The organism is uncultured Legionella sp., from assembly GCF_937871865.1.
Taxonomy (GTDB): domain Bacteria; phylum Pseudomonadota; class Gammaproteobacteria; order Legionellales; family Legionellaceae; genus Legionella.
In genome coordinates this window covers 1-17186 of sequence record NZ_CALMPD010000087.1, presented here as the reverse complement: position 1 = coordinate 17186, position 17186 = coordinate 1, and the positions used below count along the sequence as shown (strand labels likewise).

The following is a 17186-nucleotide window of genomic DNA, read 5'->3' as shown; positions in this document are numbered from 1 at the left end:
GCGCCAGGATTTTAGAACAGGATTATCACAAAGACGGTATTAATCAAGAAAAAATCCACTGAATATTCTTGAATTATTCAGTGGATTTAAAAAGAGTTTTTGAGTGAACCAATTAAATTGGCTTGAATTTAATAGTTACCATATCCTCTAAACCAGCTATTATATTGAGGTGGTTCTTCATGGGGAAATTCCATAGACGTAGTTTCTACCGGGGCTGATGACTCCTCAAATTGAGAAAACCCATGTGAAGAATCTTTTTGGAAAGGAAGGACATTGGTCGCTGCTTGCTGGCCAAAGAAGCCATTGCGATTACCTTGCAGCTCGGTGATATTTTGAGCTTTAGTGTACGTTTTTTTCATATTGTGCTGCAGTTCTTCCAGTTGTTTGGCAATCAGACTAATAGATTGGCTTGTTTCTTCAATTTTAGCGCTCAGCTCGGGAAGCGTTGTTGTACGCAAGGTGGCCGCTTCTTTATCATGTTCCGAGATAATTGCTTTATTATTGCGGATGGCTTTGTGATTCTCATCCATTTTATCGTTACAAGCTGATTTTTGATAATGATATACACCGGCAACTGTGAGTGATATCACTGTCACTAAGGCTAACGCACCTGATAATGCAAAAAATACCGGACTTACTAGCAGAGAGCCAATAACAGCAGCACTAATTCCGGCACTGGCGCCACTAAATAATGACCAATACAGGGCGCTTGTTTGCGAGGCATTAAAGCCTTCTCGTGCCGTATATAATCTGCCATTCTCTTCAACCAGCAGTTTATTCGCCTGCTTTAATTGTGGATTAGAGGCTTCGTATCCTTGTAATGTTCTGGTGTGCTCGTTAAATTTTTGTTGCAAAGTACTTAGTATTGTTCTGGTGTCCTGTAGAGAGTGGCTGGTCTTTTTCTCTTGCTGTTGCAGTGCAGAATATTTGATCATCTTTTCACGGATCGAATTTAATGCCTCTCTTTCATAGTAGCTCACTTCCAGCTCTACTGTTTCGTCAAGTTGTTCAATAAAGGTTTGGTAACTGACCTCAGTAGCTTCCTTCATTAATTGTTCACGTGTCTTGTCGAGTTCATCAATTTTGGTGAGGATACGCTGTTTGAGTGCCTCTCGATTTTTATCTGAAAGCTGTTGTAATTCAGGATCATGTGTTGAGCGAGCGTCTTCGCGATCCATTCGTTCCTGATTTCTGTTTTGACGTTGCCATTCCCTGTTAGGTATTTCAGTTTCAAGCTGGTGCTTTAATTCTCTAAAGCGATTTTCCGTCTGTCTTTTCTCTGTAACTATAGTGCTTAATTGCTGACCTTCGTTAAATAATTCTGCTTCTTTCACATCAATCAGGCGAGTAAGCCTTATCCGTTCGTCATTCAAACGATGTTCTTCTCGGACTAAACTGTCCAAGGCAATTTGATCTTGTAATGAGAACAGCATATGGCCGTGATTAGGGTAATTGAGGCCATTGTTGTGAGTATGTATGTGACCATGAACATGCATATTGGGTTCATGAGTAAAGACCTGAACATGAGCATGGATATTTCCGTGAGGGAAAGGAGCATTCAATACATATCTTGAATTAATTATATTTCGGTCGCTTTGGAGTCTGGCAATTGTTCGATTAATTTGATCCAGGTTTATTTTATATTCTGAAACTTGGCTGCGGATGTGAGCATGGTAATTTTGCTGTTGATAAATGCGTTCATCAAGCTGATTTTTTTTGTTTTCCAGGGAGGGTAGTTCCTGACTGTAGCTTACTTTTAGTAATTCATCATTAGTTCTTTCGTGTTCATCTGCTCTTGTTTCTTTTTTATCACTTGTTCTTTGGGCATCGTAGGCTTCTTGGGCCATTGCTTCGACGGCAGCTTGTCTGTCATCTGAAAACTGCTCTCTAAGAAGTAAGTCAATTGAATTAGTTACTGTTAACAAGGGTTCTCGATTCAGAAGGTATTGGCGAAGGTTGTGAAAATCAGATGCTTTGATAACTGCATTTGTTCGCTTTCGTACTATATCGTTGATAATGATTTCTGATAACGCCATGACTGGTGACTCCTCAGGTAAATAAATTATTAACTAATTTTTATGTCTTAAACTATGCTTGAAATTTAGCAATCTCATTCGACTGCAAAACTTCCTGCTCTTAGTGTGATCCCCTCTTTTTATGCTCCAACATGTAATTAAATTGCAGGCATTATGTCAGACGAATGTTAAGGAATTGTTAAGTACATATTTCATAACTGTAAATTGGGTCTTTTTTTGAACTAATATCGAGGAAGATTGGATGTATGTATATGAAAGATATTCAAAAAATAATCGGATTTTTTTTGTAAAAAAAAATTACAATTAAGTTTTTTTATATTTAATTTGGATTAAAATTCACGTTCTGTAGTTGTTTTTCTGTACTGTTCATCAACTTTTTCAGCTTTACGCTTATTTTCTTCTAGTTGGATTTGGTTTAGCTGTTGTTGCCAAAATAGCCTGGCCTGTTCTTTAAACTGATTGATTCTACGGATCAGCATCCCGAGATGGGTGGCTAGCATCGGTAACTTTGAGGGGCCAAATACGACGAGTGCCACAATAAGGGTTAATAAAAGTTCCCCGCTGCTCATCACGGTTTATCGCTGTCATTTTTCGATTCAGGGGAGTGATTGTCGCTCATTGCTTTGCGGAAATTTTTTATTGCCTCACCAAGATCGGTACCCATAGTTTTCAGTTTGGAAGTGCCGAACAAGGCGACAATGATTCCCAATATTAATAATAACGATAATGGACTGATGCCGCTTAATCCCATATTAACTCCTTATTTTTTGGTTAATGAGTACGAAAAGTCCTGTTATCACTGCACCAGATAATGCTATTGATGTCAGATGATGATAGTTTAATAGCTCGAAATAATTAATGACAGCCAGAGACAGGAATGAGGCAAAAACACCTAAACCCAAACTGTTCCACTGAATAAATGGAGTCTCTTTATTGGCTTGAGATGTGTTCTGTTCCTTATTGGCCATGAGTTCTGCTTTTTTAAGCTCCAGCACCTCAAAAATCAATTTTGGCATATGCGGCAGTTGTTCTGCGAAAAATGGAAGATTCTCTTTTAGTTGATCAAAAAAGTTCTTGGGTCCAATTTGTTGGCGTAGCCATTTTTCCAGGAAGGGTTTCGCTGTGACCCATAGATCCAGGTCAGGATAAAGCTGTCTTCCCAAGCCTTCTATCGCTAATAACGTTTTTTGTAATAAGACTAATTGGGGTTGGACTTCCATATTGAACCGTCTTGCTACTTGAAATAAGCGAAGAACCACTTGCGCAAAGGAAATATCTTTTAGCGGTTTTTCAAAAATGGGTTCACACACGGTGCGTATCGCACTCTCAAATTCTTCTACTCGAGTGTCTCGGGAGACCCATCCTGACTCAACATGCAATTGAGCCACTTTTCTATAATCCCGATTAAAAAAGGCTAATAAATTTTCTGCCAGGTAACGTTTGTCATTATCATTCAAGGTGCCAATAATGCCAAAATCAATACAAATGTATTGTGGATCTTGCGGATGTTCAGGAGAAACAAAAATATTGCCAGGATGCATGTCTGCGTGGAAAAAACAGTCACGAAATACTTGAGTGAAAAAGATCTCTACCCCGCGCTCGGCTAGTTTTTTTATATTAATGCCATGTGCATTAAGACTTGAGACATCAGAAACAGGTATGCCATGAATGCGCTCCATAACCATAATGTTTTCTCGTGAGTAGTCCCAATACACTTCTGGAATATATAACAAAGGGGAATTACTGAAATTGCGGCGTAATTGTGCTGCATTAGCCGCTTCTCTCATCAAATCGAGTTCATCGAGTAAGGTTTGTTCAAATTCTTTGACGATTTCTTTGGGTTTTAAACGCTTGCTTTCCGGCCAGTAGCGATCTGCCAATTTAGCAATGGTGTACATGATGCTGATGTCTTGTTCAATAATACACCGCATATTAGGTCTGAGAATTTTGATAACGACGTCTTCACCTGACTTAAGTGTTGCGGCATGAACCTGAGCCATGGATGCTGATGCTAATGCAATGGGATCAAATTGAGCGAAGAGATCATAAGGAGATATTCCATAAACACGTTCAATCATCGCTATCGCTTTGTCACTGGCAAAGGGAGGAACCTTATCTTGTAATTTACTGAGTTCTTTTGCGATGTCATCGGGTAGAATGTCTGGGCGCGTTGACAGGGCCTGGCCAAATTTAATAAAAATTGGACCTAATTCCTCTAACGTTTTTCTTAGGGCCTGGCCTCGGTTTAATTGTTCTTTACGGAACCAATTCCATGGATTCAAATAGACCATAAAACGTAATGGAGAGAATAATCGTAGAGATACGACTACATTATCGAGCCCATTTCTGGCAAGAACGTAATTGATATGGATCAGGCGAATTACTTGTTTAATTGATTTCATAACAGCTCATCAGTTGTTTTAAATGAGCTTGCGATAGCTCAATAGATAATGATACTTCATCTATTCCAGCAATAAAATCCTTCTGTTTGCTTTGGGATTTCAGACTGAAAGGTTAAAAGTCATGTTTTTTAATAAATATTATTTTTGGTTTAACAATTGGGTTATATGAGCTTGTAATCGCTCAACACTTAATGATAAATCATCGACATCATTAAAAAAATCTTCCAATTCATTCCGCGAAGGCAATACTCTCAATTCTTCCTGTAAAAACTCAGTAACATTTTGTTTCATTGATGAACTGAATTGATTTTTGAATTTCATTCCCTTGCGTATAAATGAGCCTATTTGATGTGCGACGACATCACCAGTGAAATGAGCTAGATGCCCCTCCCAGTCAATATCCATTTCATCAAATAATTTTTTAACCTGCTGCCCGAATTCGATATCTCCTGACATGCGAATTTTATCATTAAATAACGAACGCGCCTTGGATGGAGGTAACAGACTAAGCCGAATCAAACCGATTGGATTGCTGTGAATAACGGTATCTGCATGTCCGTCATAGTGATCTAATAACAGCATTTCACCGTTGAGGAATTGAATGAAAAAAGCGACATTCAAGGGTGAGATAATCATTTCCAGCACTTTTCCATCAAGGGCGAGGAGTTTGCTGTGCATCATATCATCCAGGTTCATTGCCTGATTGATTGCTTTTTGTAGGGCTTTTAAGGAATATTTTTTTAGCATAATAAACTCAATATTTATAGGCAATATGCAAGGCAACGATACCACCACTCAGATTATGATATTGGCAATCTTCAAACCCGGCTTGTTCTATCATTATTTTTAAATCTTCTTGGTTTGGGTGCATTCGAATTGATTCCGCAAGGTATTGATAACTCGCTTCATCTTGTGCAAAAAATTTACCGACCTTAGGTAAAATATTAAACGAATACCAGTCATAAACAGGTTTTAATCCAGGCAGTGTGGGGGTGGAGAACTCAAGAACCATAAGTTTTCCTCCAGGTTTACACACGCGATACATTGAACGAAGCGCTTCTGCTTTATCGGTAACATTGCGCAGACCAAAACCCATCGTGATGCAATGAAAACTGTTGTCCGCAAAAGGCAGGCATTGCGCATTACCCTGAACAAAATTAATATTACTGAATAAACCTTCATCAAGCAGACGATCGCGGCCAACGTGGAGCATGGCTGAATTGATGTCGGCCAGTACTACCTGGCCACCAGGCCCTACCTTTTTGCATAACAGGCGGGTTAGATCGCCGCTTCCCCCTGCCAAATCAAGAACCGTTTGTCCTGGGCGAACCTGACTTAGCTCTACCGTAAATCGCTTCCAGAGATGATGAATGCCAAGTGACATCAGGTCATTCATTACGTCGTAGTTCTTCGCTACGGAATGAAATACTTCAGCGACTTTCTTTTCTTTCTCATCCCAGGCTACCGATTTAAAGCCAAAATGGGTCGATTTATCCTGATTATTCATAGTGAACTTGATTGAATGGTTAAAAAACTCATCTTAACTGATAATTATCAATATACCCAGTTAATGCCTCTAAATAATGTTTTTCATCGGGTGGCAGATTATTTTTTTGCGCAAGCCACAAACATTCAGCCAACTGATCCATGACTATATGTTCAACCACCAGAGGATCATTGTACTTCTTGACCAAACTGTTATAGATGGACAAAACTCCTGCTGGCCGGTTGGTTCCAATTTGCTCTCGTACTGCCAGGTGCAGTCCCATATGCAGAAATGGATTGGCTTCGCCAGAATCAGGGTGATAGGTATGCTCCTGATAGCGGCTGCTTTGTTCAAGAGTTTTATGATATTCAGGATGAACAAGAATTACCTGAACGATTTCATTTTCTAAAGGAGTCAGCGGTTTTTTTTGTTGGTATTTTTCCCAACTGGTAAAAAACATCTGCCTGGTTTCCTGTATAGTATCTCCGTAAAACATAATCTACCAATGATATTAAAAGGGTAATTTTAACTGATCGAAATTATAACAACAATGGTGAACAGGAAATATGGCAAAAATGTTGACATTATTGATGATACTATGAGATATTCGTTTTGCGAGGTTGGACTTGCTATGTGTCATTCCACTGGGTCAATTGGCGACACACTGATTGGCCCTTTCTATTTGTAAATCCCATTATTCATTATAAATATGCTTAGGTTTTGTGCTAGTACACTGTACTGAGAGCCAGTTTTATTCCTATAAACGTCATGAGGACGCCACTGAACAATTCAATAGATTGCCATACTCTGGCTTTGGTCAACACATTAGAAAAATAGCGAGTTGTGATTGTTAGCGAGCTAAACCATAATAAACTGGACGTAATGACGCCAAGCAAAAAAGGTATTTTGTTATCAGGAAATTGGCTGCTGCCACTGCCAATAATGACTAATGTGTCTATGATCGCATGAGGATTGAGTAAACTAAATCCCAAGGCAAAAACCACTATTTGAATTCTACTATGAGGCTGGGTTACTGGAGCGTTTGCTTTTTTACGTTGAGTGAAGGCACTGCGAAATGCATTAACCGCATAGTAAAGCAAAAATGCAGAGCCAAACCAAATGAGCCAAATGTGCAAGGTTGGATGTGTCTGCAATACTTGATGCAAACCAGCAACACTGGCACAGGCTAAGATAATGTCGCAGATAAAACAAACTGCTGCTGATAATGCTGCATGATTTCTGCGTGCACCTTGTTTAATAAGAAAGATATTTTGCGGGCCTAAAGCCATAATTAAAGACAAGCCTAAGAGTAAGCCGTTTAGGTAAATAAACATAAAAGACCCAATATCTAAAATAAAAGACGGTCATTATATCACAATTTTGGATGGAATTTACTCAATATTTGATCTTGTTTGCTTCTCATTGGGCTTTATATGTTTCGCATACGGTATCTAATACGTTTTGTAGTATTGGCCCAATATTTTTGCTGGAATAATAATGGACGCGTTGAAATGCGTTAAATGCCAGTTGATGGGCTAATTGTTTTTCTTTAATGATTCGTTCCAGGGCATTGGCCATGCTCATAGGATCTTCTGGAGGAACGAATAAAGCACTTTCTGAGTTGTGGACTATTTCGAGAGGGCCTGACAGCCTGCTCAGTACCATAGGTAATGAATGCATCATGCTTTCTAATATGACCAGACCAAAAGATTCTTCCCGGGACGGAAGACAATAAATATCGAGATCTTTATAAAATGAATGGGTATCTTCTATCCAGCCTAATAAATTGATGTCATGAATTAAACCATGTTTCTGGATTAAATTGACATAGGTTTCTCGTTCCTTGCCATCACCTGCAATCCTGGCTTTAAACGCTATATTGCGCTTTTTAAGCAGGGCCAGAGCCTCAATAAAAATATCGATGCCTTTAATGGCGGCAAATCGTGCACAAACTCCAATCACCGGTATTTCGGTTTCTCTGGGTTTTCTGAACGTTAATTCGTCTGGAATGTGGAGCATATTCGGTACGGTAAAGACCTTTTGCGGTGATATTCCTGAGTTTATAATGTCCTGCCGCATTTTCTCTGTCAGAGCAATAACAGCATCAGTACCAAAGTCATAGTTACCTTTTACATGACAGACAGCAATCTTTGGGATGTTGGTTCTGGTTTTATTGAATAAATAGGCTGCTCTATAGCTGTGCGTAATGACACAGTCTGGATTTTCTTTTTTGATCAGATGACGAAGTCTATATATTGCAAAAAAGTCATGTTGATTGAAATTATGAATGGTTTTTAAATGTTCCTGTGGGCAAAGAGCTCTGATTTCAGCTTTGGGATGGATGACGGGTATGACGTGGTTTCCTTGCTGGGTGAGGGCTGGAGTATAGTTTAAAAATACTTGTTCCAAGCCTCCATTTACTTTGGAGAACATGGCATTTAATATTTTCATTCAGAGGTACCTCATCGTATATGTGTCATTCAAGTCAGGATATAGGTTTTGCTGCCCTTTTCTATAATAACCAAATCGGGTTGAATTTGGCGCTACCTTGCTAGGGGGGCAATAGGTCCTATACGAGAGAATTATCCTATATCGACCATAATTTGACCCTTTTCAATTTGGGTAGGATAAACAGTCAAGTTTTTTTCTTTCGACAGCTTGCCCAACAAGTTGCCAACAACTGGCGGCCAGGTTGACCAACATTTCGCCTCACCAGTATTTAAATCAAATTCACTTTTATGGAAGGGACAAACAATAGTACATTCTTCGGTAATCTTGCCTTTAGCCAGTGGTAACTTCAGGTGCGGACATTGTGATTGAACGGCATGGACTTTTTCATTATGCCAGATGAATAATATTTTATGGCCGTCAATCATTGCGACATGACGATTTTCTCGTTGTAATTGGGCCAATTCCATTGCGGGTACCAATGCCATGTTTATTCCTTAATTCAAATAGCGCATTATAACAGTGATGACTTTATTCTGTTAGTTAATATTTATCTGTATGAGGTGGCTGATGGTTAAATTTACTGTTGATTTTAAGTGCGAATAATCATCTTCTGGTTATAGAAACGAAATCAACGCATTAAAGCGCTATTTAAAAGCTTGAATAACATTGCATCTTGACTGCAGAGAAGTATAAAATGCGACAATTATTCTGTCTCCTTATGAGAAGCATACAAAATAAGAACAAATAGGAGGGAGCGTGGGCTCTTTGTTAAGAAAAAAGCTTGTGATTGCTGCGACGTTAGCAATTCTCAGTGTTTTGGGTCAAACTTTATACGCTGAAAACAGTACTAAAACCTCCATAGAACCACTCATAGATGGTTTCTATCCGAGCTATCCTCCAACGACACCTGCTACAGGTGCTCAGCAGGAATTAATTCAGCGCGGTGAGTATCTGTCCAAGATGGGGGATTGTATTTCTTGCCATACTAATGTTACACGCGGCACTGGAGCATACGCGGGTGGTTTGCCGCTTGAGACTCCATTTGGAACGTTCTATAGTCCCAACATTACTCCGGATAAAGAAACGGGTATTGGTAAATGGACTGAACAGGATTTTATCCGAGCAGTGAAAGAGGGACGTGATCCTGAAGGACGAAATTATTTCCCCGTGTTCCCATACCTCTATTTTTCCAAGATGACTGATGATGATGCGCGTGCTTTGTACGCCTATTTCATGAGTATCCCTCCGGTTAAGGCAAAAAATAAACCTCTGCCATTCCCGTTTGGCGTTCCTGGTGCACGATTCTCATTATGGGGTTGGAATATCTTGTTTTTCTTCCCGGAAGAGAATTCCATAGAGTATCAGGCAGATCAAACACCTGAATGGAATCGTGGGAAATATATCGTCGATACATTAGGGCATTGCAGTATGTGCCATACTCCTCTGAATGTATTTGGTGCGCCTAAAAATAAATATTATTTGACTGGTACTTTTATCGATGGATATTGGGCACCTAACATCACTCGATATGGGTTGGAGTCGGCTACCCATGCGCAAGTAGCGGATGTATTTAAAAATAACGAACTGATTAACAACGCAGGACCAGTGGCAGGTCCCATGGCGGAAGTAAATCATAACAGTCTAAGCTATTTAACTGACGAAGACCGATTGGCTATTGCTACTTATCTTAAAACTGTAGAAAGCCAGGAACAATATGGCGTGGCCCCATCTGATATGCCGCCGACTCTGGCTCGTGGCAGACAGGTTTATTTGAAAGCCTGCATCATTTGTCATCAAGACAATAAGATGGCTGCCCCGGTTATTGGTGATTCTGCAAACTGGTACATGCGTTTGAAAGACAGTGGGTTAACGGGCCTGTATCGGCACGTGATTCACGGTTTTAATTCAATGCCGGTTAAAGGTGCCTGCGTTACCTGTTCTGATAACGATATTATATCGTCAGTAGATTACCTGCTTAACAAATCATTAACTCGTGCACAATGGGCTGATCTGGCTGCTGGCGGAGCAAAAAAATATCCTGCCAATGGTGAGAATACTTATAATGAAAATTGTGCTGTCTGTCATAATGAAGGTAAATTAGGCGCCCCTAAAATTGGCGACAAAGAAGTTTGGAAGCCGTTAATTGCCAAGAATATGGATGTGCTGATAGAAAATACTGTCAATGGTAAAGAGCATGTTAAAAACGGTGGTTGTGATCAGTGCACTACTGATGAAGTGATCGAAGCAATCAAATACATGGTGAGCCAATCTAAAACGGAAGGTAACTTTTCTTTGTGGTAGGTCGCGACGCTAATTTGTAATAATTTAATCGATTAAACATGAGCCGGGTTTAACCCGGCTACTTGAAGAGATGAGGGATTGGGATGTTAAACAGGTTCAAAATCTGTAGATTCGTAATAATGTTATGTGGCTTACTGCAAATGCCATCAGCGCTGGCAGCTGCAGATTACTGGCAGCTTAATATGTATAAAGGAGTTACTCCTTTAAGCCATGATATGTATTATCTGCATATGGTCTGTATGGCCGTCTGTGCGGTAATTGGTGTTGTTGTTTTTGGAATAATGATTTATTCCTTGATTCACCATCGGAAATCAAAAGGCTACAAGCCTGCAACGTTCCATGATAATCCTCGATTAGAAATCGTTTGGTCGATTATCCCTTTCCTTATTTTGATTGGATTGGCTATCCCAGCTACCCAGGTTTTAATTCGCATGAGTGATTCAAATGAGTCGGATGTGACCATTAAAGTTGTGGGTTATCAATGGCGCTGGCAATATCAGTACCTTGATCAGGGCATCAGTTTTTACAGTAATCTGTCTACTCCATATGCGCAAATCCAGAATAAAGAGAAAAAAGGTCAGTGGTATTTGTTGGAAGTAGATAAGCCTTTAGTTTTGCCTATTAACAAGAAAATTCGTTTTCTGGTTACATCTGGTGATGTAATTCACTCCTGGTGGGTTCCTGAGTTGGGTATCAAACGTGATGCTATTCCTGGATTTATGTATGAAGCATGGGCGCGAATTGAAAAGCCTGGTGTTTATAGAGGACAATGCGCTGAATTATGCGGCATCAATCATGGCTTTATGCCCATCGTTGTTCAGGCGGTGAGTGAAGAAGAGTTCGATGATTGGGTTGCTAAACAGGATAAAGTACAAGACCAATATGCCAAAACAGAAGGTGTTCCAGGTGAACAAAAAACAATGACTCGATCCGAGTTAATGACACTGGGTAAACAAAAATATGAGCAATTTTGTTCAGCATGCCATAAAGCAGATGGTACCGGATTACCTCCGTTATACCCCGCATTGAAAGGCAGCTCGGTTGCGGTTGGTAAACCTATTTCAAGACATATAGATCTGATCCTTAACGGGATCCCTGATTCATCAGGTATGATGCCGTATAAAGATCAATTAAACGATGAAGAAATTGCAGCAATAGCAACTTATGAGCGAAATGCTTGGGGCAACAATACTGATGATTTAATTCAGCCAGCAGAGGTTGCGAAATTGCGACACAGTACTAATCAAAAACCTACCATGGTTAATAAAGCTAAAGCAGGAGGTTTACAATGAGAAATGCATTAGCGCATGCAGATGAAGCCCATGATGATCATGGTCCAGAACAAGGCAAAGGCGTTATGGGGTTTGTTAAACGTTGGTTGTTTACTACTAACCATAAAGATATAGGCAGCTTGTATTTATGGCTGGCAATGATCAGTTTCTTTGTTGCCGGTGGTATGGCTTTAGTTATACGAGCCGAATTGTTTCAACCTGGCCAACGCTTTGTTGATCCTAATTTCTTTAATCAAATGACCACCATGCATGGTTTGATTATGTTGTTTGGTGTGGTAATGCCCGCATTTACTGGAATGGCGAACTGGCAAATACCAATGATGATAGGCGCGCCTGATATGGCCTTACCTCGTTTGAATAATTGGAGCTTCTGGATTTTACCTTTTGCCTTCTGTTTATTATTTTCAACGATGTTTCATGCCGGTGGCGGTCCGAATTTTGGTTGGACAATGTATGCTCCCCTTTCAACCAAATATGCCCCTCCAAGCACCGATTTTATGATTTTCTCCATTCATATGATGGGGCTTTCATCTATTATGGGGTCTATTAACATCATTGCTACCATCTTGAACATGCGCGCTCCTGGCATGACCTTGATGAAAATGCCTATGTTCGTATGGACTTGGCTTATTACTGCATTTCTGTTGATTGCTATCATGCCAGTACTTGCAGGTGCCGTGACCATGATGCTGGCAGATCGCCATTTTGGTACCAGTTTCTTTAATGCAGCTGGTGGTGGTGATCCTATTTTATTCCAACACATCTTCTGGTTCTTTGGTCATCCTGAGGTTTATGTTTTAGTCTTGCCAGCTTTTGGTGTGGTTTCCGAGATTATTCCTACCTTTAGCCGTAAGCCGTTGTTTGGTTACCATTTCATGGTGTATGCAACAGTAAGTATCGCCATTTTGTCGTTCATCGTCTGGGTACATCATATGTTCACCACCGGTGTTCCTCTGGGAGCCGAATTGTTCTTTATGTACACGACGATGTTGATTGCGGTACCTACCGGTATTAAAGTATTTAACTGGGTCAGTACCATGTTTAAAGGGGCAATGACTTTTGAAACCCCTATGCTTTTTGCTCTTGCCTTTGTGTTTCTCTTTACCATCGGTGGTTTTACTGGATTGATGCTGGCCTTAGTACCCGCAGACTACCAGTATCAAGACAGCTATTTCGTGGTTGCCCATTTCCACTATGTATTAGTTCCAGGAGTTATTTTTGCTCTGCTGGCCGCTACTTACTACTGGTTGCCCAAATGGACCGGTCATATGTATAACGAGAGGATGGGTAAATGGCATTTCTGGTTATCAGTTATTTCCGTTAACTTAACTTTTTTCCCCATGCATTTTCTTGGTTTGGCAGGTATGCCAAGAAGGATCCCTGATTATGCGCTTCAATTTGCTAACTTTAATATGGTAGCAACCGTAGGTGCATTTATTTTTGGTTTCTCTCAGCTCTTGTTCTTATTTAACATCATAGGAACCGTGAGGAAAAAAGGGACGAAAAAAGATATCGCTACTGCAAAGGTATGGGAAGGGTCACATGGTTTGGAATGGACATTACCATCTCCACCTCCTTATCATACGTTTACTACTCCACCTGAGATTCATTAAGGGTGGGGTTTCATGAATAATGAAAAAAAGCAACGGAAATTACTTATTTTATTAACCTTGCTTGTATTAGGAATGTTTGCTTTTGGTTTTGCCTTAGTGCCTATTTATAATAGTTTATGCAAAACACTGGGCATCAATGGGAAAACAAACCCGGAAGCCATTGCTTATGATGCAAGTAAGGCCAAAATAACCTCTGACAGAGAGGTCTTAGTGGAGTTTGTTGCAACGAATAATAGCGGTGTTCCTTGGGCTTTTTATCCGAAAACAAAGAAAATCAAGGTTCATCCTGGAGAAATAGTCAAACTGGCATTTTATGCTGAGAATAAAACGGACCATCGAATGACAGTTCAGGCTATTCCGAGTGTCACACCAGGGATTGCTGCTAAATATTTGAAAAAAACTGAATGTTTTTGTTTTACTCAACAAACATTGAACGGGCATGAGGCGATGAATATGCCGCTGCTTTTTCATTTAGATACGGACTTACCTGAGGACGTTAAGACAATTACCTTGTCTTATACCTTATTTGATGTGTCAGGAAGAGTAATGAACTAGGTGTTGTTTATAGTGCATGCCGACGCGAGATCTTTAAAATGCCGTGTATAACTACGGCAGGTAATGATTTTAGGCATGGCAGGTCAATAAGCCTTCACTGCATAAGCACCAGTTTTAGAAATGCACCATGTACCATTATTAGATAACAGAACCAAAAATCAGTAGTTGCTGATTAACTTATTGACACAGGAGAATAAAATACAATGGGAGCACAAGGTACTTATTACGTCCCCAAGCCTAGTCACTGGCCTTTGGTAGGATCAATTGGATTGACTACTACATTAGTAGGAGCAGCATCCTGGCTTCATCATGATTGGTATGGTCCTTATATATTTACTGTTGGACTCAGTATTCTTATCTTCATGATGTTTGGCTGGTTTGGGCAAGTTATTTATGAAAACGGTAAAGGTTTGTATGACATGCAAGTTGACCGATCGTATCGTTGGGGTATGTGTTGGTTTATTTTCTCCGAAGTTTGCTTTTTTGGCGCATTCTTTGGTGCACTGTTTTTTGCTCGTTTTTGGGTTATTCCGCTTCTCGGAGGAGAGATTCACCCGATCACTCACTACACTCTATGGTCTGACTTTCAGGCTGCCTGGCCGTTGTTAATGAATCCGGATAATTTACTGTTTTCTGGTGCTCATGAAGCAATGGGAGCATGGGGGCTGGCAGCGATTAATACCCTAATCCTGTTAACATCAGGAGTCACTATAACCTGGGCGCACTGGGCATTAAAATTAAATAAGCGAAGACAATTATTGATTGGCATGTCACTCACTATCGCTCTAGGTATCATCTTCTTGTTTTTGCAAGCTTATGAATATCATGAGGCCTATACCGAGATGAATTTGACTCTGGCATCAGGAATTTATGGTACCACATTCTTTATGCTAACTGGTTTCCATGGTCTGCACGTTACTCTAGGTACCATTATGCTGATCGTTATTTTGGTGCGCTGTAAGCGAGGGCATTTTACACCGGAGCGTCATTTTGCATTTGAAGGCGTTGCTTGGTATTGGCACTTCGTGGACGTAGTGTGGCTCTTCTTATTTCTTTTTGTATACTGGCTCTAATACAAGCTGTGATTTAGTTCATGTTACAACCGGGTGTTGATGAGCAAGCCCGGTTGGAATTGAATGGAATCTATTTCCAATTTGTACGTGAATAAATACAGGATAAATTCAACTCTCCGAATTCTCGCAACTTTACGAAAATAGCTCGCAATAAATAAACCCTGACGCTCTTTTCCCTATATCATTGCAACGTCTTATTCTTCTGTTTCAGATAAACTAATCATTTTGTCATTGATAATTTTTTCACCAATTTTAATTGTTATATGTATCTGTAGCACAGGTTGAATTAAACCTTAAGCAGCTTGGACTGGTAATAGGTTGGCAATGATGGGAAATTTCATATCCTCCTGAGGCCCACCTTGAGGGGGCTTAAATTTTACGAAGCAATGCGAGCTTAAGGATTCTGGGCTTTTGAGCACTTGCACCCTCCATTTCAAAAATGCCTAAAAGCCATTTATATTGTCCTTTAGTACAAGTTTGTTTGTAGAAGACTTCAATTAAAATAGCATCCTATACTGATCTAATTTTCTAAATTGGTCGTTTTTATATTAACGTTAGAGTAGTTTTATGCTAAAAAATGAATTAATTAAATCAATTAAGTCTTATAATGGTCATATTTTGTTGACTATTTATCCTCAATCGCAGATGAAATTATCTCGTTTTGTTTTTGTGCTTGATGAAGATGAATTTTGCGATGCCTTTTATGATTCAAAAGGTTATTTGGAATTATATACTATGGACGCAGTGAGGGGGGTCTTGTTTGTAATTCAGCACACTTAAATCAAGAGTTAAGACAAAGTATTGCAGATGATGCAGAAAAACATTTTCAAAATCCCATGGTAGAAAACACGATTAATCGCAGATTGTCGTTCTTTCATCAAGAACAAGAAAAAATACCATTAGAAAAACTTAACCATTTGATCGTTTGGATGAGTAAATTTTATGCTCCTTATGGAAAAACTCCAAATGTTAAACATGCTTTTGATCAGTTTTTTCTACGACTTCTTCCACACTGTAAACAGAAAATGGAAGAGGATTATCGGGTGCCATTTGAGGAACTAGTACAACGTTTCACTGAATCTGTCCTGTTATAGAAATGTGTGCTAACCTTCGGCGTTCTCGAGGCGCATTGGAAAGAAGCACACATGGACAAGTATATAGTAAAACTCACACAAGAAGAACGCACAGAATTATTGCCCCTAATTCGAGTTGGTAAAAAGTCAGCCAATAAATTAATGCACGCTCGAGTTTTATTATCTGCAGATGAAAATGAGTGTAAATTAAAACCCAAGACGGATGAAGAAATAGCCACCGAGATGCATATAAGTAGTAAAGCAGCAGCACGAATAAGACAAAGATTTGTTGAAGAAGGTATGGAACCAGCGTTATCCCGTAGGCCGCATACCAATCCGAAAAGACGTAAAATCGATGGAGAGCAAGAGGCTCATTTCATCGAAAAAAAGCAGATTGGGCTTATTTTATCAAGGAACTGGTTGATAACCATTACCTATCTGCCGGTAAAATTGTATTGGTAATGGACAATTTAAATACACACTCCGGTTCTTCATTGTATGAAGTATTTGAACCTGTTGAGGCCAAGAGAATATTAGATAAGCTTGAAATTCATTATACGCCTAAGCATGGCAGCTGGTTGAATATGGCTGAGATTGAATTGAGTCATTTGAGCAAGCAATGTTTAGATAGACGAATTCCAGATAAAGATACATTTATTCACGAAGTAGCTGAATGGAATAAGAAAAGAGACACAGAGAGAGCAACTATCGATTGGCAGTTTACAACTGAAGATGTCAGAATTAAATTGAAAAGGCTGTATCCTGTTCTGCAACCTACAGGACAGATTCAGTGAAACGTTGTACTAGGTCAAATTAAAATTGAATCTATCAGCACTATAATTGGCAAATCATGGTCTGATTTCATGCTGTTTATACAAGTGGCTAATCAATTTATTTCCTATCC

At 39.6% G+C, this 17186-nt stretch carries 16 protein-coding genes and 1 pseudogene; 7 read left to right on the top strand and 10 right to left on the bottom strand.

The features are described from left to right. Positions 1-128: 128 nt before the first annotated feature. From Q0495_RS05155 to Q0495_RS05110, 10 genes are all read right to left on the bottom strand, one after another. Positions 129-2036: a hypothetical protein gene (locus tag Q0495_RS05155; RefSeq protein WP_298623819.1), complete on the bottom strand. Its 1908-nt coding sequence runs from the start codon at positions 2034-2036 to the stop codon at positions 129-131. A gap of 329 nt (positions 2037-2365) precedes the next feature. Next, positions 2366-2605, bottom strand: a complete 240-nt coding sequence (locus Q0495_RS05150) for a twin-arginine translocase TatA/TatE family subunit (protein ID WP_298623818.1) — start codon at positions 2603-2605, stop codon at positions 2366-2368. Further along, positions 2605-2787 (bottom strand): twin-arginine translocase TatA/TatE family subunit, encoded by a 183-nt coding sequence (gene tatA / locus Q0495_RS05145; RefSeq protein ID WP_298623817.1) that lies wholly within the window; start codon positions 2785-2787, stop codon positions 2605-2607. Before tatA ends, Q0495_RS05150 begins: the two co-directional genes overlap by 1 nt. A 1-nt stretch (position 2788) precedes the next feature. After that, positions 2789-4438 (bottom strand): ubiquinone biosynthesis regulatory protein kinase UbiB, encoded by a 1650-nt coding sequence (gene ubiB / locus Q0495_RS05140; RefSeq protein WP_298623816.1) that lies wholly within the window; start codon positions 4436-4438, stop codon positions 2789-2791. Between the two features lie 138 nt (positions 4439-4576). After that, the gene (locus Q0495_RS05135; protein ID WP_298623815.1) at positions 4577-5185 is read right to left on the bottom strand and encodes an SCP2 sterol-binding domain-containing protein; all 609 of its coding nucleotides are present in this window, start codon (positions 5183-5185) and stop codon (positions 4577-4579) included. 7 nt (positions 5186-5192) lie between these two features. Then, positions 5193-5945 (bottom strand): bifunctional demethylmenaquinone methyltransferase/2-methoxy-6-polyprenyl-1,4-benzoquinol methylase UbiE, encoded by a 753-nt coding sequence (gene ubiE, locus Q0495_RS05130; RefSeq protein WP_298623814.1) that lies wholly within the window; start codon positions 5943-5945, stop codon positions 5193-5195. 28 nt (positions 5946-5973) lie between these two features. Further along, entirely contained in the window at positions 5974-6420 is a 447-nt protein-coding gene (locus Q0495_RS05125; protein WP_298623813.1) for a DUF1841 family protein, read from the bottom strand. A gap of 229 nt (positions 6421-6649) precedes the next feature. Then, positions 6650-7258, bottom strand: a complete 609-nt coding sequence (locus Q0495_RS05120) for a LysE family transporter (protein WP_298623812.1) — start codon at positions 7256-7258, stop codon at positions 6650-6652. Positions 7259-7343: 85 nt separating this feature from the next. Then, positions 7344-8375, bottom strand: coding sequence for a glycosyltransferase family 4 protein (locus Q0495_RS05115; RefSeq protein ID WP_298623811.1), 1032 nt, complete (start codon positions 8373-8375; stop codon positions 7344-7346). Positions 8376-8506: 131 nt separating this feature from the next. Continuing rightward, a complete protein-coding gene (locus Q0495_RS05110) occupies positions 8507-8860 on the bottom strand; it encodes a Rieske (2Fe-2S) protein (RefSeq protein WP_298623810.1) in 354 nt (117 codons plus the stop codon). A 271-nt stretch (positions 8861-9131) separates the two neighbouring features. Here Q0495_RS05110 and Q0495_RS05105 point away from each other — a divergent pair, with 271 nt between their 5' ends. The 7 genes and pseudogenes from Q0495_RS05105 (at position 9132) to Q0495_RS05075 (ending at position 17076) form a co-directional block, all read left to right on the top strand. Next, the gene (locus Q0495_RS05105; RefSeq protein ID WP_298623809.1) at positions 9132-10676 is read left to right on the top strand and encodes a c-type cytochrome; all 1545 of its coding nucleotides are present in this window, start codon (positions 9132-9134) and stop codon (positions 10674-10676) included. Between the two features lie 83 nt (positions 10677-10759). After that, a complete protein-coding gene (coxB, locus tag Q0495_RS05100) occupies positions 10760-11968 on the top strand; it encodes a cytochrome c oxidase subunit II (protein ID WP_367274387.1) in 1209 nt (402 codons plus the stop codon). After that, positions 11965-13581: a cytochrome c oxidase subunit I gene (ctaD, locus tag Q0495_RS05095; RefSeq protein ID WP_298623807.1), complete on the top strand. Its 1617-nt coding sequence runs from the start codon at positions 11965-11967 to the stop codon at positions 13579-13581. The genes coxB and ctaD overlap by 4 nt, the downstream gene beginning before the upstream one ends. A 12-nt stretch (positions 13582-13593) precedes the next feature. Further along, positions 13594-14136, top strand: coding sequence for a cytochrome c oxidase assembly protein (locus Q0495_RS05090; RefSeq protein WP_298623805.1), 543 nt, complete (start codon positions 13594-13596; stop codon positions 14134-14136). 203 nt (positions 14137-14339) lie between these two features. Beyond that, positions 14340-15209: a cytochrome c oxidase subunit 3 gene (locus Q0495_RS05085; protein WP_298623804.1), complete on the top strand. Its 870-nt coding sequence runs from the start codon at positions 14340-14342 to the stop codon at positions 15207-15209. A gap of 567 nt (positions 15210-15776) precedes the next feature. Further along, positions 15777-15989 (top strand): hypothetical protein, encoded by a 213-nt coding sequence (locus Q0495_RS05080; RefSeq protein ID WP_298623803.1) that lies wholly within the window; start codon positions 15777-15779, stop codon positions 15987-15989. A gap of 365 nt (positions 15990-16354) precedes the next feature. Then, positions 16355-17076, top strand: a pseudogene (locus Q0495_RS05075) (transposase). Positions 17077-17186: the final 110 nt, after the last annotated feature.